Raw genomic sequence first — 17455 nt, 5'->3', positions numbered from 1 at the left:
ACCAACGGACTCCCCTCTCCGGGTGTCATGGGCCGATGCTAGGGGCAGGGGGCCGACCCCGGACGCCGGGGGTATGGCGCTGCTCACGAAAAGGGCTGCGGCATAATGGCCGACCTGCCGTGAACGGGATGTCACGCAGCGCCACCTCCGCCATCGATCGTGGTCACACGGTGGGAGCCCGGCGCTCCCGGCGAGTCAGCCGATCCCCCGATCATGCCACCGACGCCGGACCGGCGCTCAACGGCAGTTACGCCTGTCGATGCTGTGAGCAAGCTCAAGGCCTGACGGCCGATCCCTGGTCGGGGCCGGGACGGGACAGTTGACCGGGCGGTCACCACTGCGAAACGTCAGCCGGTCAGCATCGTCCTCGGGCAGACTCGATGGCGCGCCTGCCCCGACCGCCGTCAACTCCTCGTGCGAGGTGACCATGAACATTGCCGAGCCGACCCCCAGCATCGGGCTGACCACCATCTCGCGGACCGTGGCGTCGCTCGCCGTCGGTGTCGTGCACACCCTGGAACGGGCAGTGGTCGGTGAGGGCCGGGTGCGCACCGCGCGCGGCAACGCCTGGGAAGCGGTCTGCGCCGACCGGGCCCGCGCCGACAAGCGTGCCGAACTGGACCGCCTGGTGGCCGAGCTGACCGCCGCGCGAACCGCCGCCCGCCGGACACAGCGGGACCGTCAGCCGGTCGGCTGACAGCGGCCGACGGCCGGCCTCAACCGGCCGTCGGATCTTCGCCCCGGTCCAGCGCGTCCCAGGCCTCGGTGGTCCGGCGACCAGCCATCGGCGCGGACGAACCCCCCGGACCGGGCACCGCCGGCGCGCTGTCCGCGACGGTCCGTGACGGCCGCTCGTACCGCGCGCCCATCGCCGGCCAACCACCGCCACGCAGCGCCGTCCACCCCCCGCCCACGGCGGCGAGCAGGCCGCCGAGCAGGCAGAGGGCGGGCCACTGCCGGCTCACTGCGCCGTCCAGGTCAGCGACCAGGCCGTACCCACCGCCGGCCGCCACGGCCAGGCCGAGCACACTGAGCAGCCCGCCGAGCAGCCGCCGCACCCGGCCCCGGGTCGCCAACAGCGCGCCACCGCCGGCAAGCGTGACCAGAGCCAACGCCGGAAGCCACGGCAGCAGCGCGGCGCCACTGCGGGTATCCCGCATCGGCGGCAGCGGTGCCGGGCGCACGGTCAGCTCCAGCGACCAGCTCCGGGTCGCCGCCCACAGCGCCAGGCCCGCACCCGCCACACAGAGCAGCACGGCGTACGTCAGCTCGCGCCGACCCACCCCGGACCGCCCGCCCCCGTCGGCGCTCACCGGGCCAACCTTTCGTTCGCGACTGCGGGGCTCCGCTGCGCTGCACTCCTCGCGCTCACCGGGCCGGCCTTTCGTTCGCGATTTGCGGGGCTCCGCTGCGCTGCACTCCTCGCGCTCACCGGGCCGGCCTTTCGTTCGCGACTGCGGGGCTCCGCTGCGCTGCACTCCTCGCGCTCACCGGGCCGGCCGCAACGTCTCGGCCGCCGCGATCGCCGCCAGCACGGCGGCCGCCTTGTTCCGCGTCTCCTGGTCCTCGGCGGCCGGGTCCGAGTCGGCGACCACACCCGCGCCGGCCTGCACGTAGGCGCGGCCGTCGCGGATCAGCGCGGTCCGGATGGCGATCGCCATGTCCAGGTCGCCACCGAAGCCGACGTAGCCGACAGTGCCGCCGTACACGCCGCGGCGCACCGGCTCCAACTCCTCGATGATCTCCATGGCCCGCACCTTCGGTGCGCCGGAGAGCGTCCCGGCCGGGAAGGTGGCGGCGAGCGCGTCGAACGCGTTCTGGTCCGTACGCAGCGTGCCGGTCACCGTCGAGACGATGTGCATCACGTGGCTGTACCGCTCGATCGTCGCGAACTCGGGCACCTCGACACTGCCCGGCTGGCAGACCCGACCCAGGTCGTTGCGGCCCAGGTCGACGAGCATCACGTGCTCGGCCCGTTCCTTCGGATCGGCGAGCAGTTCGGCGGCCAGCGTCGCGTCGTCGGCCGGCGTGCCGCCGCGTGGCCGGGTGCCGGCGATCGGGTGCAGCAGGGCCCGGCGCTTGCCGTCCGTGCCCGCGGTGACCTTCAGGTGCGCCTCCGGCGACGAGCCGACGATGTCGAAGCCGTCGAAGCGCAGCAGGTACATGTACGGGCTCGGGTTGCTGGTGCGCAGCACCCGGTAGACGTCAAGCGGATCGGCGTGGGTGGACCGCTCGAAACGCTGCGACAGCACGATCTGGAAGCACTCGCCGGCCCGGATCGCCTCCTTTGCCGCCTCCACCGCCTTCGGGTAGCCACCCTCGGGCGTACGGCAGGAGACCTCGCCGGTCGGCGGACGCTCGACCGTGGAGATCATCGGCGGGATGGGCCGGGACAGCGCGGTGGTCATCGCGTCCAGCCGGCCCACGGCGTGGTGGTACGCGGCGCTTACCTGCGCGGCGCGGTCCGGGGCGTCAAGCGGGGGCAGCAGCGCGTTGGCGACCAGGATCGCCGAGCCGTCGTAGTGGTCGAGCACCACCAGGTCGGTGGCGAGCATCATGCCCAGCTCGGGCACACCCAGGTCGTCCTCGATCAGCTCGGGCAGCCGCTCGAAGCGACGGACCAGGTCGTAGCCGAGGTAGCCGACCATGCCCCCGGTCAGCGGCGGCAGCCCGTCGGCAGGGTCGGCGACCGGGCCGGCGAGAGCCGCGACGGTCTCCCGGAGCACCCGCACCGGGTCGCCTCCGGTGGGCAGCCCCGCCGGTGGCTCACCGAGCCACGCCGCCACGCCGTCCCGCTCCACGAGGGTCGCGCTGCTGCGCACGCCGATGAACGAGTACCGCGACCAGGCCATGCCTGCCGAGCCGACGCCCTGTTCGGCGGACTCCAGCAGGAACGTGCCGGGCCCGCCGGCCAGCTTGCGGTAGACGCCCACAGGGGTCTCCGCGTCGGCCAGCAACCGCCTGGTGACCGGCACCACCCGCCAGCGCGCGGCCAGTCCGGCGAAGGTGCTCGGGTCGGGGCTCACCGTGCCGTCGGTCATGCGCCGGGCCCCGTCCCCGTCACCGGCAGCTCGGTGAAGAAGCACGTCCGGTGCCCGGTGTGGCAGGCCGCGCCGACCTGGTCGACGCTGACCAGCAGCGCGTCGCCGTCGCAGTCCAGGGCGACCGAGCGGACGTACTGGTGGTGCCCGGAGGTGGCGCCCTTTACCCAGTACTCGCGGCGGCTGCGCGACCAGTAGGTGGCCCGGCCGGTGGTGAGGGTGCGGTGCAGCGCCTCGTCGTCCATCCAGGCGACCATCAGCACCTCACCCGAGTCGTGCGCGCGGACGACTGCCGCGACCAGGCCGTCGGCGGTGCGACGCAGCCGGGCCGCGATGGCCGGGTCGAGCCGGGAGGGACGGGCCGGCGGGGACGCGTCCGGGCCGCTCGGATCGCTGGGGACGCCGGTTACCGGCGGGTCAGGTACGGGCACAGTGACCAATTGTCCCGCACGCGGGGCGGGGACCGGCGACCGCTCCCGCCGGGGGCCGGCGGGCCGGGCCAGTTGGGCGACGTAGCGCTCCAGCCGCCCGTCGACAAGGGCGTCGGCCAGGTCGGTGCCGGCGCTCTCGGCGATCTCCTCGGCGTACGGGCGGACCAGCGGCAGCGTGCCGGCGACAAGCCGCACGGCGGCGGCCCAGAGCTGCCCGACGGAGCCCGGACGCAGCCCGAGGCAGAGCAGCATGTCCTCCCGGTAGTTGGGCGGTGCGACGGGCAGTTCCAGGGCCGCCGCGAAGGCCGCCCGGCGGGAGAACACACGTACCGACGGGTTGGCCGGGCGCAGCACCGACGGGCAGAGCCGGGCCAGGTCGGCGACGGCGAGTCGGACGCCGAGGCGGTCGTCGGCGACCCGCGCGGCGGCGGCCTTGCCCAGCGCGGCGATCATCTCCTCGAGCCGGGGTGGTTCGGCCGGCTGACAGAGCACCGGCAGGTCGATCCGGGGCCGCCAGTGCGGGTCGGCCCAGAGCAACCGGGCCGGGGCGGTGACCGGCAGCCCGAACGCCCAGTCCGCGGGCTCGCCGAGCCGGTGCACCCAGGAGCGGACGTCCCGGGCGGCCACCGACACGTGGGTCAGCCGGCCTGCGGATTCGGCGAGGTACGCCCGTCGGGCCGCGTACGGGGCACCGCCGACCAGCACGTCGAGGTCGACGTCGCTGTGCGCGGTGGCCGTCCGGCGGGCGTGACTGCCGCGCAGGAGGATGCCGACGACAGGTCGCTCGGCGGCCTGCCGAAGCCGTGCGGCCCAGTCTTCGAGGAAACCGCTGTTCGGTAACGGAGCGTGACCCACCGCGCCATCGTGCCGTACGCCCGATCAGCGCGCAATGCCCGATGGCGGACCTGGTGTCCGGTCCGAAGGCTACTGCCCGTTGTAGCGCCCACCGGCACGGGCCGTCCCGGTCGCCGGCCCCTCGGCCGTTGCGGCGGCGGCGGAATCTCATCTAGCGTTGAGTTCATCAGTTGATGAGTTTTTCGGAGGTGTCTGATGGACGATGCGATAGCCGTCCGTGACCTGGTCGTCGACCGGGGCGGGCGGCGGGTGCTGGACGGCATCAGCTGCGATGTCACCCGGGGCGCCGTCACCGGCCTGCTCGGCCCCAGCGGCAGCGGCAAGACGACCTTCCTGCGCGCGGTCGTCGGGGTGCAGGTGGTCACCGGCGGAACGATCACCGTCCTGGGTCAGCCGGCCGGCGCCCCCGCGCTGCGGCACCGGGTGGGTTACCTGACGCAGGCGCCGAGCGTCTACGCCGACCTGAGCGTGCGCGAGAACGCCCGCTACTTCGCGGCCCTGCACGGGCGGGGGCGCGCCGAGGCCGACCGGGCGGTCAGCGACGTGGGGCTGGCCGGGGCGGCCGGCCAACTGGTCGCCACCCTCTCCGGCGGCCAGCGCAGCCGCGCGTCGCTCGCCTGCGCGCTGGTCGGCGACCCGGAGCTGGTCATCCTCGACGAGCCGACCGTCGGCCAGGACCCGGTGCTGCGGGCCGACCTGTGGGCCCGGTTCCACGCCATGGCGGCGGCCGGCACCACCCTGCTGGTGTCCAGCCACGTGATGGACGAGGCGGCCCGCTGCGACCGCCTGCTGCTGATCCGCGAGGGGCGGCTGATCGCCGACGACAGCCCCGCCGCGATCCGCGCCGCGGCCGGCGTGGACGACCTCGACGAGGCGTTCCTGCGGCTGATCCGGGCCGGCGCGGCACCCGCCGGAGGCGCCTCGTGAACGCGCGCATCCTGGCCGCCACCACCTGGCGCATCCTGCGCCAGCTCCGGCACGACAGGCGCACCATCGCGCTGCTGGTGGCGGTGCCGGCCGTCCTGCTCACCCTTGTCTACTTCATGTACGCCGACCAGCCGACCCCACCCGGGGCGCCGTCCACGTTCGACCGGGTCGCGCTGGTGATGCTCGGCATCTTCCCCTTCGTGATCATGTTCCTGGTGACGAGCATCGCCATGCTCCGGGAGCGCACCTCGGGCACCCTGGAGCGGCTGCTCACGACCCCGATGGGCAAGCTGGACCTGCTGTTCGGCTACGGCATCGCGTTCGGGTTGGCCGCCGCGGTCCAGGCGGCGGTCGCCGCCGCCGTCGCGTACTGGGTCTTCGACCTGGAGACCGCCGGCAGCAGCGCGCTGGTGATCGGGATCGCGGTCCTCGACGCGGTGCTCGGCGTCGCCCTCGGGCTGTTCTGCAGCGCCTTCGCCCGCACCGAGTTCCAGGCAGTACAGTTCCTGCCGGTCGTGGTGATCCCCCAGCTGCTGCTGTGCGGGCTGTTCGTGGCCCGCGACCAGATGGCCGGCTGGCTCCAGGCGCTCAGTGACGCCCTCCCCCTGTCGTACGCCGTCGAGGCGTTGCAGGAGGTCGGCGCGAACGCCGAGCCGACCGGCAGGATGTGGCGGGACGTGACAGTGGTGTTCGGCGCGGCGGTGCTGGCGCTGGTGCTCGCGGCGGCCACCCTGCGCCGGCGCAGCGGCTGACCGGCGGGACGGACGAAGGGCGGCGATGACGCGGCGTACGGGCCGGAGACCCGGCAACCCGGGCACCAGGGAGTCGATCCTCGACGCGGCGCGGGCGGCGTTCGCCGAACGGGGCTTCGACGCGGCCTCGATCCGCGCCATCGCCGGCACGGCCGGGGTCGACCCGGCGCTTGTGCACCACTACTTCGGCAGCAAGGACCAGCTCTTCCTGGCCGCGATGAACTTCCCGGCGGACCCGGGTCAGCTGGTGCCGAGGGTGCTCGCCGGTGACCGGGACGGCGTCGGCGAGCGGATGGTGCGCGTCTTCCTCGGCGTCTGGGACTCTCCGGCCGGCAGCGCCGGGGTGGCGCTGCTGCGCTCGGCGGTGAGCAACGAGTGGACGGCGCGGCTGCTACGCGAGTTCATCACGACGCAGGTGCTGCGCCGGGTGCTCGAACAGCTGGACGTCGAGCCGGCCCAGCTGCCGCTGCGCGGGTCCCTGGTGGCCACCCAGATGATCGGCCTGGCCATGATGCGGCACGTGGTGCGGCTGGAGCCGGTGGCGTCCGCCGACCCGGAGACGCTTGTCGCGGCCGTCGGCCCGACCGTGCAGCGCTACCTCACCGGCTCCCTGTCGGCCTAGCCAGCGGCCGGTGCTCAGGACCGGGGTCGGGCCCCGGCCAGGCGGCGCAGCGGTGGCAGCAGGCCGGCCAGCTCGTCCGGGTCGGTCACCGGGCGCGGGAAGGCGAGCCGGACCCGACGCCGGCCGCCGGCGCGGCCGAGGGCCACCACCAGCCCGTACCTGTCGATGCGCACCACACGGGGTGGCCCGTCCGGCGTCTGCCCGGTCAGCCCGAGCTGCCGACGCAGGTAGTCGGTCATCTCGGGGGCGTCGCGTTCGGCGAGGTCGGCCAGCAGGCGCGCCTCGACCGGGTGCACCGGGTCCGGCTCGGCCTCGGCGTACTCCCCGGGGTCGACCCGCCGCACGGTGCCTGCGCGTTCCCAGCGGACCTCGGCCACCTCGAAGCGGTACAGCCGGAAGCGGGTGCCCACGTCGAGCAGGTCACCGGTCGGGTCGACGGCGGCGAAGTCGACGGCCGCGTGCCGGGCCTCGTCGCCGCGCAGCTCGGCCGCCCAGCCGGAGACCCAGGCCCGGCCCAGAGCGGGCGCACCGGCGGCGGGCGGCAGGTCGAGCACGTCCAGGACCACCGCGACGTCGTTGCCGCCGGCCACCGGCTGCAGCGCGGCGGCCAGGTGGCTGGCGACCGGCACCAGCAGCAGCACCCGACCGTCCGGGTCGGTCACGTGCCGGGCGTGGTGCGGGCCGGGCCGGTGGGCCAGGTGGACGAGACCGGGCAGGCGGCCGGCGACGAGGGTACGAACGATCTCGGCGGGGCTGGGCCGCATGGGCGCGACTCCTTTTGAGGTTAGGCTTACCTAATCCGGAGCCTAGAGCACCTGTGCAGCGACGTCCACCACACAGATGCCATCGTTACCGCGTCTGCTCCAGCCACGAGGCGTAGAGCAGGCCGTAGACCGAGTCCGCGTCCCGGACCAGCTCGTCGTGCGGCCCGCGCTGCACCACCCGCCCCCGGTCCACCACGATCACCTCGTCCGCGGCCTGCGCCGTGGAGAGCCGGTGCGCGATGGCGAGCGTCGTGCGGCCCCTGGTGACCGCGTCCAGGGTGCGTTGCAGACGCACCTCGGTCGCCGGGTCCACCGCGCTTGTCGCCTCGTCCAGGACCAGCAGGTCCGGGTCGGCCACGTACGCCCGGGCCAACGCGACGAGCTGCCGTTCCCCGACGCTGAGTGCCTCACCCCGCTCACCGACAGGCGTGTCCAGCCTCGCCGGCAGACCGTCCAGCCAGTCCGACAGGCCCAACTCGGTGAAGGCGGAGCGGAGCTGCTCGTCGGTCAGCTCCGGACGGGCGAACCGGACATTCTCCCCCACCGTCGCGTCGAAGAGGAAGCCGTCCTGCGGCACCATCACCACCCGGGAGCGCAGCGAGTCGAAGCGGACCTCCGACAGCGGCACGCCGGACAGCAGCACCGCGCCCGCCGACGGGTCCATCAGGCGGGTGAGCAGCTTGGCGAATGTCGTCTTGCCGCTGCCGGTCTCCCCGACCACCGCCACCCGGCTCTTCGCCGCGATCTCCAGGTCGATGTCGTGCAGCACCGGTGGCCCACCCGGGTACGCGAACCGCACCCCCGCGAAGCGGATGTCCAACGGCCCGCCCGGCAGGTCGCGCCCCTGCTCCCCCGGGTCGGCCACGTCCGGGGCGACGTCCAGCACGTCCAGCACCCGACGCCAGCCCGCGATCGCGTTCTGCGCCTCGTTGAGCACCTCGGTGGCGATCTGCACCGGCTGGATGAAGAGCGTGACAAGGAACAGGAACGCGGTCAGCTGCCCGATCGACAGCGTGCCGTCCACGCCGAGCGTCACACCGAGCACCACCACGCCGGCCAGCGCCAACCCGGCGGCCAGCTCACCCACCGAGCTGCCCACGATGCTGATCCGGATCGCCCGCTGCTGCGCCAGCCGCTGACCGTCGATGGCGTCGTCCAGCCGTCGGGCGGTGCGTCCCGCGATGCCGTACGCCCTGATGACCGGAGCCCCGACGACGCTCTCGCCGATCGCGCCGAGCAGCGTGCCGGTGCGCTGACGCACAGTCGCGTACGCCGCGCCGAGGCGGCGTTGCAACTGCCTGATGACGAGCACCGCCGGCAGGAACGCGGCAAGCACCACAACTGTCAACTGCCAGGAGTACGCCAGCATGACGGCTGTGGTGACGACCAGCTGACCGAGATTGACCAGCAGGATCACCCCACCCCACTGGAGGAACTGGGTGATCTGGTCGACGTCGCTGGTGACCCGGGAGACGAGCGATCCGCGCCGCTCCGACTGCTGGTGCAGCATCGACAGGTCGTGCACGTGCCGGAACGCCCGGGTGCGTACGTTCGCCAGCGCCGTCTCGCTGACGGTGAACAGCCGGCGCATCATCAGGTACCCGCAGAGCGTGGTGACGGTGAGGATCGCCGCGGTGATCGCCACCACCGACCACACCACGTCCAGGTTCAGCCCGCCGACGATGCCCCGGTCGATGCCCTGCTGCACGGCGACCGGTACGGCCACCCGGCCGACCATGTAGACGAGCGCGAGGGCGAGCGTGGCGGCCAGCCCGGTCCGCAGCTCGGGCGAGAGCGCCAGGCCACGACGCAGCGTCTGCCAGGTCGTCTCGGTCCGCTCACCAGCGTCCTGCGTCGTCGTCACCGGTCCACCTCGATCTCCAGGCCCGACGGGAGCGGTGCGACCTCGTCGTCGTACGGGCGTTCCTGCGCGCGGTCGACCTCCGCCTGTTCGTAGGCGGTGACCAGGTCGGCGTAGCCGGGCACGGTGGCCAGCAGCTCGGTGTGCGTCCCCCGGGCCACCACCCGCCCCTGCTCGACGTAGATGACCTCGTCGGCGAGCGCGATCGTGGCCCGGCGGTACGCGACGACCAGGATCGACGCGGCCGGCACACCCGGTTGGCCCGCCGACGAGCGCAGGCCGGCGAGGATGGCCGCCTCCACCCGGGGGTCGACAGCGCTCGTCGCGTCGTCGAGCACCAGCAGTCGCGGTCGGCCGACCAGCGCGCGGGCCAGGGTGAGCCGTTGGCGCTGCCCGCCGGAGAGCGAGGTGCCCCGCTCGCCGACCATGGTGTCCAGTCCGTCGGGCAGGGCCGCGACGAACCCGTCCGCCTCGGCCAGCCGCAGCGCCGCCCAGACGTCCTCGTCGTCGACGCCGGGCCGGTCCAGGGCGATGTTGGCGCGGACCGTGTCGTCGAAGACGAACGGCACCTGCGCGACCAGGGCCACCGTGCCGGTCAGCGACGCGGCGGTCAGCTCCCGCACGTCCACCCCGTCCAGCTCGACGGTGCCGGAGTCCGGGTCGACGAGGCGTACCGCCAGCGAGGTGATGGTGGACTTGCCGGCACCTGTCGGCCCGACCAGGGCCACCGTCCGCCCGGCCGGCACGGTGAAGCCGACCTCGCCGAGCACCTGCGCGCTGGGTAGGTGCGCCTCGGCCGGCGGGTACGAGAAGTGCACGCCGGTGAAGGTGAGGGTGGCCGGGCCGGAGGTGGCCGGGTCGAGCACCCGCTGCCCGTACGACATCTCGCCTGTGGCGTCGAGCACGCGGCGCACCCGGTCCCAGCCGGCGACGCTGCGCGGCAGCTCGGCCAGGACCCAGCCGATGGCCCGCACCGGGAAGGCCAGCACGGTGAAGAGGAAGGCCACGCTGACCAGCTCGGCGACGCTTATCGCGCCCTGGCGCAGCCGGAACGCCCCGACCACCAGGACGGCGAGGGTGCCGAGGCTGGGCAGCGTCTCCAGCAGCGGGTCGAAGACACCGCGCAGCCGGCCGACCGCGATCAGCGAGTCGCGCAGCTCGCCTGCGCGGCTGGCGAACCGGGCCGTCTCCTGCGCCTCGCGGCCCATCGTCTTGACCACCAGGGCGCCGTCGAAGCTCTCGTGGGCGATGCCGCTGACCTCGGCGCGCAGCCGCTGCGCCCGGGCCTGCCGGGGCGCCATCCGGCGGGAGTAGACCACGTTGAGCGCGAACAGGGCCGGAAACACCGCGAGGCCGACCAGGGCGAGGGCCCAGTCGGTGGCGAACAGCGAGGCGATCGCGCCGACCAGCATGACGAGCGTGCCGACGGCGAACGGCAGCGGCGCGATCGGGTACCAGGCCGCCTCCACGTCGGAGTTGGCGTTGGACAGCAGCGTGCCCGTGGAGTTGCGCTGATGCCAGGCCACCGGCAGGTCCAGGTAACGGCGGGTGACCCGGCGGCGGTAGGCCGCCTGGAGGCGGTACTGCATGTAGCCGGCACCGAGCCGGCGACCGAAAATGCCCACCACGCGCAGCACGCTGATCCCGAACAGCGCGGCCGCGGCCAGCGCCAGGGTGCCGACGCCCACCTGGCCACGGGCGATGGACGGCACCACCACCTCGCCGACGACCCCGCCCACGACGTACGCGCTGGCGATGACCATCCCGCCGAACAGCACACTGCCGACCACCGCGACCGCGAAGATCCGTGGCTGTTCCCGGATCGCCTGCCCGAGGACCCGCAGCCCTCGACCCAGCACGTCCCGACTTGTCCTGCTCGCCACGCTCTCCCCCGCCGTAAGCCACAATTATCTCCCTCATCCTTACCGCTGCGAGCCAGCACCGCCGACCGGAGCGGATATGTCGACAGTCACGTGCCGGCGCGCGCGGTCGGCGAGGCGGGCCGCGCCCGCCGGCGCGCGGCGGCGGGCGGCCGGGCCTACGATCGGGCCATGTCGCGGTACGCCCGAGCCGAGCGCCAGGCGCTGGCCGATCTCCTCCTGGCCCTCGGGCCCGACGCGCCGACGATCAACGAGGGGTGGGCCACCCGTGATCTCGCCGCGCACCTGGTGCTGCGCGAGCGCCGGCCGGACGCGGCGGGTGGGATCCTGCTGCCGCCACTGCGCGGGTACGCCGAGCGGGTGCGCCGCCGCCTCGCCGCCCAGCCGTACGACGACCTGGTGGCGCGGGTGCGCCGACCACCGGTGTGGAGCCCGGTCAGCAACCCGCTGACCGACGAGCTGGCCAACACCATGGAGTTCTTCATCCACCACGAGGACGTACGGCGGGCCAGCCCCGGCTGGCAGCCCCGCGACCTGGCGCCCGGCCTCCAGGCCAGCCTGTGGAAGCGCGCCGCCCCGATGGCGCGGCTCGCGCTGCGCCGCTTCCCGGCGGACCTGTACGTGCAGGCCCCCGGGCACGGGGAGATCTCCGTCGGCCGTGGCGGCGAACGGCTGCGGCTGGTGGGGGCGCCGGCCGAACTGGCCCTGTTCCTCTCCGGCCGGCAGCGGGTGTCGAGGGTCCAGCTGGACGGCCCGCCCGAGGCCGCCGGCCGGCTGCGAACCGCCGGCCTGGGTATGTGACGCTCTGACCAGAAACGGTCGCAATTCCACTGTGGAATACCCCACACCCAGCGAAGCACGCTGATGCCTTCTCCCGTACGCTTCATCGCGCCGCTCTGCGCCGGGCGGCACGAAGTGGGGACGCACTGTGCGGAGTTTCGCGATGTCGGCGCTGCGGGAGCCCCCGTTCGCCAGGGGGCGCCACGGCGCCACGGAACAGGTTGCGGGCGAGAGCGCCGAATGGGCGCGCGCCTTCGGATTGGTCGATTCCGGCCATCGTGTGCGCCGGCTGCAACAGGCCGACGCCGCGGGGCTGGCCGGTCGCGCCTGCCCGGACGGGTCGGCGGACGGCCTGCGGCTGCTCACCGACCTGATCAGCTGGCTCTTCGTCATGGACGACGCCTGCGACGAGGACGGCCTGGGCAGCGACCCGGCCCGGCTCGGGCCGGCGATCAGCACCCTGCTCGACGTGCTGGACCAGTTCGGCGACCCGGACGTCGTACCGCCCACCGTCGGGCCGCTCGGTGACGCGCTGCACGACCTGTGCCGCCGCACCCGGCTCCACGACCACCCGGCACTGCTGCTGCGGTTCGTCAGCCAGCTCCGGGAGTACCTGCTGGCACTGCTCTGGGAGGCGACCAACCGGGAGCGGCGGCGCGTGCCAGAGGTGGCGGAGTACGTCCAACTGCGCCGGCACATCGGCGGCGTACATCCCTGCCTGACCCTTACCGACCTGGCGTCGGGGCAGCCGCCCGGGTCGGACCGGCGCGCCGACCCGGCGTTCGTCGCCCTGGACCTGCTGGCAGTGGACCTGGTCTGCTGGTGCAACGACCTCTTCTCGTACGGCAAGGAGAGCCAGTCGGACCCGGACGCGCAGAACCTGGTGACGGTGATCGCCCAGAGGAGCGGCTCGGACGAGGCGGACGCGTTGCGGACGGCGGCGGACCGGTTCAACCGAGGGCTCGCGGCGTACCTGACGGCGGAGGAGGCTCTGCTGGCAAGCGGTGACGACGGCGTCCAGCCGGCAGTGGCGACCCGCCGGAACTGGGTCCGCGCCACCTACGACTGGTCAGTCGCGGCCGCCCGGTACGCCTGATCGGGCGGCACCGGTCGGTGTCCAGGGACGCCCGAACGATCACCAGGGGCTAGCCGATGCCCGGTGACAGGCAATACTCTGCGGTAACCACATACGACGTGACCCCCGTCACGCCACCACCCCCGAAGGCGGCTACAGCGATGGCTCTCGATGTACCGTACCGCTCCATCCCGGATATGTTCCTCAAGCGCGTGGCGGCCACCCCCGACCAGCACGCGTTCGCGTCCCCGAACTCCGACGACTCCGGTCCCGACTGGCTCACCTGGGCGCAGGTCGGGCAGCGCGCCAAAGCGGTCGCCGCCGGCCTGCACAACCTGGGGATCGGCTTGGAGGACCCGGTCGCGATCCTCGCCAACACCCGGCTCGACTGGGTGATCGCCGACCTCGGCATCATGTGCGCCGGTGGGGCGACCACCACCGTCTACCCGACCACCGAGCCGGCGGACGCCACGTTCATCATCGCCGACTCCGGGTCCAAGGTGCTGTTCGCGGAAAACCCGGCCCAGGCCGCCAAGATGGCCGGCGCCACCCTGCCCGCGCTCACCCACGTGGTGCTCCTCGACGGCGCCGTCGACCCGGCTGCCGCCATTCCGCAACTGACGCTCGCCGAGCTGGAGGAGCGGGGCACCCAGACGCTGGCCGCCGAGCCGGATCTGATCGACATGCTCGTGGCCGGCATCGGCCCGGACCACCTGGCCACCCTGATCTACACCTCCGGCACCACCGGCCGACCCAAGGGCGTCGAGCTGCTGCACGGCGGCTGGTGCTGGGAGGCCGTGGCGCAGGCGGAGGTCGGGCTGCTGCGCGACGACGACCTGCAGTACCTGTGGCTGCCGCTGGCCCACTCGTTCGGCAAGACCCTGCTCTGCGGCGCCATCCACGTCGGGCTGCCCACCTACGTCGACGGGCGGGTGGACAAGCTTGTCGAGCTCCTCTCGGTCATCCGTCCGACGCTGATGTGCGGCGCTCCCCGGGTGTTCGAGAAGGTCTACAACAAGGCCGTGACCACCGCGCAGGGCGCCGGCGGCGCGAAGGCGAAGATCTTCGGCTGGGCCGTCGGCGTCGGCAAGGAGAAAATCACCCTGGAGCAGGCCGGCAAGCCGGTGCCGACCGGGCTGAAGCTGCGCTACGGGCTGGCCGAGAAGCTGGTGTTCAGCAAGCTCCAGGCCCGCCTGGGCGGCCGGATGCGGGTGCTGGTGTCCGGCGCCGCTCCGCTCAGCCCCGAGATCGCCACCTTCTTCGCCGCCGCCAACCTGCCGATCTCCGAGGGCTACGGCCTCACCGAGACCAGCGCCGGCAACTTCGTCAACCCGCCGGCCGGGCTGCGGATCGGCACCGTGGGCCGGGCGATGGGCGACCTGGAATGCCGGATCGACACCGACGGGGAGATCCTGGTCCGTGGCCGGCCGGTGATGCGCGGCTACCACAACCTGCCGGAGGAGACCGCCGCCTCGTTCACCGAGGACGGCTTCTTCCGTACCGGTGACATCGGCACCCTCGACGAGCAGGGCTACCTCCGCATCACCGACCGCAAGAAGGACCTGGTCAAGACCTCGGGTGGCAAGTACATCGCGCCGTCGCACATCGAGGGGATGTTCAAGGCGATCTGTCCGTACACCTCACAGGCGGTCGTCGTCGGTCAGGCCCGCAACTTCTGCACGATGCTGGTCACCCTCGACCCGGACGCGATCCGGGGCTGGGTCGCCGGCGGCCCTCTCGAAGGGCGCAGCTACACCGAGATCGTCGCCTCGGCTGAGGCCCAGACGATGGTCGAGGAGTACGTCGCCCAGCTCAACGCCAAGCTCAACCGCTGGGAGACGATCAAGAAGGTGGCCATCCTGCCGCGCGACCTGACCATCGAGCACGGCGAGATCACCCCCTCGCTGAAGATCAAGCGCCGCGGGGTGGAGAGCAACTTCGCCGCCGAGATCGACAAGATGTACTCGGGCACCCTCGCCGAGCTGTGACCCGCCGACGGTCCCGTGTCCGGCTCCCCCGCCGGCACGGGGCCGTCACAGGTGGTGGCCCCGCCACCTCGTCTGTTCCTCCTCCACGGCGAGCTGCTCCTCCAGCGCGGTCTGCCGGACCCCCCGCCGGCGTCGGGTGTCCACGACCGAAGGGGATTGTGGCAGTCGCGGCCTGGGCCAAGGCGGGTTCCGAGCAGACGGGTGGGCTGCGGAGCCCATCTTGCGTGCCGGGCTCAGGCGATGACGGCCGGCTCCCGCCAGCGCTGCCGACCGGTCCGGTCCAGGTCGTACCGGACCCCGGCGATCCGCTCGACCGCCTCCACCAGGTCGGCGGCGGGCAGGGTGAACGGCAGCCGCAGGAACCGTTCCAGGGTGCCGTCGAGGCCGAACCGGGGGCCGGGGGCGAGCCGGACGCCCACCTCCTCGGCGGCCCGGGCCAGCGCGCTGGAGACCGGCCCGTCCAGCTCGGCCCAGAGCGTCACGCCGCCCCGTGGCGCGGTGACGCGCCAGTCCGGCAGCCGGTGCGCCAGCGCGCCGAGCAGGGCGTCGCGCTGCGCGGCGAGTTGGACCCGCCGGTCGCCGACGATGGCCGGCGCGTCGGCGAGCAGGCGCACCGCGACAAGCTGGTCCAGCACCGGGCTGGCCATGTCCACACCGACGCGGACGGCGGCCAGTCGCTGCACCTGCGGAGCGGAGGCGCGGACCCAGCCGATCCGCAGGCCACCCCAGTATGTCTTGCTCATCCCGCCGATGCTCACGACCCGGGAGTGCCTGTCGAAGGTGGCCATCGGCGGCGGCAGTTCGGTGCCGTCCAGCGGCAGGTCCACGAACGATTCGTCGACGACGAGGTCGGTGCCGGCGGCGTGGGCGGCGGCCACCACCCGCTCGCGCAGGGGGGCCGGCATCAGATGTCCGGTCGGGTTCTGGAACTCAGGGATGAGGTACGCCAGCCGGGGTCGGGTCTGCCGGAGAGCGCCCAGCAGCAGGTCGGCGTCCCAGCCACAGATGTCGGAGGCCAGGCCGTGGGTGGTGATCCGGGCCCGCCGCCCGGCCAGCGCGGCGAGCGCGTTGGGGTAGGTGGGTGACTCGACAAGCACGCTGCCGCCGGGCGCGAGGGCGAGGCGCAGCACGAGGTCGAGTGCGTGCTGGGTGCCGCTTGTCACCATGATCTGGTCGGCCGAGGTCGGCAGCCCCCGTGCCGTGTACCCGTCGGCCACCGCCTCGCGCAGCTCGATGATGCCGGTCGGGTGGTAACCGGCGCCGCCCACGTACCGCGGCAGGTCCTCGGCGGCGGCCCGGGCCGCCGTGAGCAGCTGCGGCGGCGCGGACAGCGCGGCGACGCCGAGGTCGATCATCTCCCGGTCGTCCAGCGGGGTCCACAGGCCGGTGCTGGCGACCCGGTGGTTGCCGGGCAGCATGGTCCAGCTGCCGGCGCCCCGGCGGCTGGCCAGGTGCCCTGTCTCGCGCAGCTGCCGGTACGCGGCGGTGACAGTGGTCCGGCTGATCCGCAGCGCCTCGGCCAGCTCGCGTTCGGCCGGCAGGCGTACACCCAGGGGCAACCGGCCGTCGGCGAGCAGGCCCCGCACGGCGCCGGCGAGGGCGGCGTAGTCGGGGCTGCGCCGCCGGCCCGGAAGGGCGTGCCACTGGCCGAGCAGACGGGCCAATTGGACGCCGCGCACCTGACCGGTCATGGCCACTCCTCGGATATTGGCTTCTTTCATAGGGAGGATTGGCACCTAGGGTGGCATGCATGGCACTGATTGGCAATCTGCGGTACCGGCCCGCGCGGCGGCTGGGCCAGCTCTACGTCGGGCTGGTCCTCTACGGCGTCAGCATGGCCCTGATGGTCCGCTCCGATCTGGGCCTCGACCCGTGGGACGTCTTCCACCAGGGCCTGGCCGAACGGACCGGGCTCTCCTTCGGCACCGTCACCATCGCCGTCGGTGCGCTCGTGCTGCTGCTCTGGATCCCGCTGCGGCAACGCCCCGGGCTCGGCACGGTCAGCAACGTGGTCGTCATCGGCCTGGTGGTGGACGCCACGCTGGCCCTGCTTCCGACTGGCGGCCCGCTCGGCGTGCGCATCGCGCTGCTGGTCACCGGGATCGTCGCCAACGGCGCCGCCACCGGCCTCTACCTCGGCGCACAGCTCGGTCCCGGCCCCCGCGACGGCCTGATGACCGGCCTCGTGGCCCGCCGGCCCGGCTGGTCGGTCCGGCTGGTACGTACGGTCATCGAGGTCACCGTGCTCGCGCTGGGCTGGCTGCTCGGCGGCAAGGTGGGCGTGGGCACCGTCGCGTACGCGCTTGCCATCGGCCCACTGGCGCACCTGTTCATCCCGGTGTTCGCCGTGCCCATGACGAAGAGCACAACCCCGGAGCCGGAGGCCGCTCCCGTCGGCTGAGGGTTCACCTACCGTCCCCGGACCGGCACGCCGTGGTGGTGACGAGGGGCCGGATGGCGGGTGGGTGTTCCCTTCCGG

At 73.4% G+C, this 17455-nt stretch carries 15 protein-coding genes and 1 pseudogene; 8 read left to right on the top strand and 8 right to left on the bottom strand.

All coding sequences use genetic code 11. The features are described 5' to 3' along the window. Positions 1-427: 427 nt before the first annotated feature. Entirely contained in the window at positions 428-697 is a 270-nt protein-coding gene (locus tag ACFY1S_RS20505) for a hypothetical protein (protein ID WP_387120311.1), read from the top strand. Positions 698-716: 19 nt separating this feature from the next. Here the strand turns inward: ACFY1S_RS20505 and ACFY1S_RS20500 are convergent, their stop codons facing one another. The 4 genes and pseudogenes from ACFY1S_RS20500 to ACFY1S_RS20485 all read right to left on the bottom strand — a co-directional run. Then, a complete protein-coding gene (locus tag ACFY1S_RS20500; RefSeq protein WP_387120210.1) occupies positions 717-1313 on the bottom strand; it encodes a Trp biosynthesis-associated membrane protein in 597 nt (198 codons plus the stop codon). Positions 1314-1487: 174 nt separating this feature from the next. Further along, complete coding sequence (locus tag ACFY1S_RS20495; protein ID WP_387120207.1) at positions 1488-3041, bottom strand: anthranilate synthase component I; 1554 nt, start codon at positions 3039-3041, stop codon at positions 1488-1490. After that, positions 3038-3472 carry a phosphoribosyl-AMP cyclohydrolase gene (hisI, locus tag ACFY1S_RS20490; RefSeq protein ID WP_387120308.1) on the bottom strand — a complete coding sequence of 145 codons (435 nt, stop codon included), beginning with the start codon at positions 3470-3472 and terminating at the stop codon, positions 3038-3040. The genes ACFY1S_RS20495 and hisI overlap by 4 nt, the downstream gene beginning before the upstream one ends. A gap of 168 nt (positions 3473-3640) precedes the next feature. Beyond that, positions 3641-3925 (bottom strand): annotated as a pseudogene (locus ACFY1S_RS20485) (phosphoribosyl-AMP cyclohydrolase); the annotation flags it as partial. Between the two features lie 597 nt (positions 3926-4522). Here ACFY1S_RS20485 and ACFY1S_RS20480 point away from each other — a divergent pair. The 3 genes from ACFY1S_RS20480 to ACFY1S_RS20470 are packed head-to-tail and all read left to right on the top strand — an operon-like array spanning position 4523 to position 6628. Beyond that, complete coding sequence (locus ACFY1S_RS20480) at positions 4523-5254, top strand: ABC transporter ATP-binding protein (protein WP_387120204.1); 732 nt, start codon at positions 4523-4525, stop codon at positions 5252-5254. Continuing rightward, on the top strand, positions 5251-6006 hold the full coding sequence (locus ACFY1S_RS20475; protein ID WP_387120201.1) for an ABC transporter permease: 756 nt from the start codon (positions 5251-5253) through the stop codon (positions 6004-6006). Before ACFY1S_RS20480 ends, ACFY1S_RS20475 begins: the two co-directional genes overlap by 4 nt. Positions 6007-6031: 25 nt before the next feature. Beyond that, positions 6032-6628, top strand: a complete 597-nt coding sequence (locus ACFY1S_RS20470) for a TetR family transcriptional regulator (RefSeq protein WP_364362636.1) — start codon at positions 6032-6034, stop codon at positions 6626-6628. 14 nt (positions 6629-6642) lie between these two features. Here ACFY1S_RS20470 and ACFY1S_RS20465 read toward each other — a convergent pair whose 3' ends face one another. The 3 genes from ACFY1S_RS20465 to ACFY1S_RS20455 form a co-directional block, all read right to left on the bottom strand. Next, complete coding sequence (locus tag ACFY1S_RS20465; RefSeq protein WP_387120196.1) at positions 6643-7392, bottom strand: DUF2470 domain-containing protein; 750 nt, start codon at positions 7390-7392, stop codon at positions 6643-6645. 85 nt (positions 7393-7477) lie between these two features. Next, a complete protein-coding gene (locus ACFY1S_RS20460) occupies positions 7478-9256 on the bottom strand; it encodes an ABC transporter ATP-binding protein (RefSeq protein WP_387120193.1) in 1779 nt (592 codons plus the stop codon). Continuing rightward, positions 9253-11136: an ABC transporter ATP-binding protein gene (locus tag ACFY1S_RS20455; RefSeq protein ID WP_387120190.1), complete on the bottom strand. Its 1884-nt coding sequence runs from the start codon at positions 11134-11136 to the stop codon at positions 9253-9255. The genes ACFY1S_RS20460 and ACFY1S_RS20455 overlap by 4 nt, the downstream gene beginning before the upstream one ends. Before the next feature lie 168 nt (positions 11137-11304). On the opposite strand from ACFY1S_RS20455, the gene ACFY1S_RS20450 reads away from it, so the two are divergent. The 3 genes from ACFY1S_RS20450 to ACFY1S_RS20440 all read left to right on the top strand — a co-directional run bounded on the left by ACFY1S_RS20450 (position 11305) and on the right by ACFY1S_RS20440 (position 14976). Then, the gene (locus ACFY1S_RS20450) at positions 11305-11934 is read left to right on the top strand and encodes a TIGR03085 family metal-binding protein (protein WP_387120187.1); all 630 of its coding nucleotides are present in this window, start codon (positions 11305-11307) and stop codon (positions 11932-11934) included. A gap of 259 nt (positions 11935-12193) precedes the next feature. Beyond that, positions 12194-13009: a terpene synthase gene (locus tag ACFY1S_RS20445; protein ID WP_387120184.1), complete on the top strand. Its 816-nt coding sequence runs from the start codon at positions 12194-12196 to the stop codon at positions 13007-13009. Positions 13010-13149: 140 nt separating this feature from the next. Continuing rightward, positions 13150-14976: an AMP-dependent synthetase/ligase gene (locus tag ACFY1S_RS20440; protein WP_387120182.1), complete on the top strand. Its 1827-nt coding sequence runs from the start codon at positions 13150-13152 to the stop codon at positions 14974-14976. A gap of 233 nt (positions 14977-15209) precedes the next feature. Here ACFY1S_RS20440 and ACFY1S_RS20435 read toward each other — a convergent pair whose 3' ends face one another. Then, positions 15210-16667 carry a PLP-dependent aminotransferase family protein gene (locus ACFY1S_RS20435; protein WP_387120179.1) on the bottom strand — a complete coding sequence of 486 codons (1458 nt, stop codon included), beginning with the start codon at positions 16665-16667 and terminating at the stop codon, positions 15210-15212. Between the two features lie 59 nt (positions 16668-16726). Here ACFY1S_RS20435 and ACFY1S_RS20430 point away from each other — a divergent pair, with 59 nt between their 5' ends. Continuing rightward, the gene (locus ACFY1S_RS20430) at positions 16727-17377 is read left to right on the top strand and encodes a YitT family protein (protein ID WP_387120176.1); all 651 of its coding nucleotides are present in this window, start codon (positions 16727-16729) and stop codon (positions 17375-17377) included. The last annotated feature ends 78 nt before the right edge of the window (positions 17378-17455 follow it).

The sequence above is a fragment of the Micromonospora sp. NPDC000663 genome, assembly GCF_042898105.1.
In the GTDB taxonomy this organism is placed as follows: domain Bacteria; phylum Actinomycetota; class Actinomycetes; order Mycobacteriales; family Micromonosporaceae; genus Micromonospora.
The sequence above is the reverse complement of the archived record's forward strand: the minus strand, read 5'-3'. Positions and strand labels throughout refer to the sequence as shown.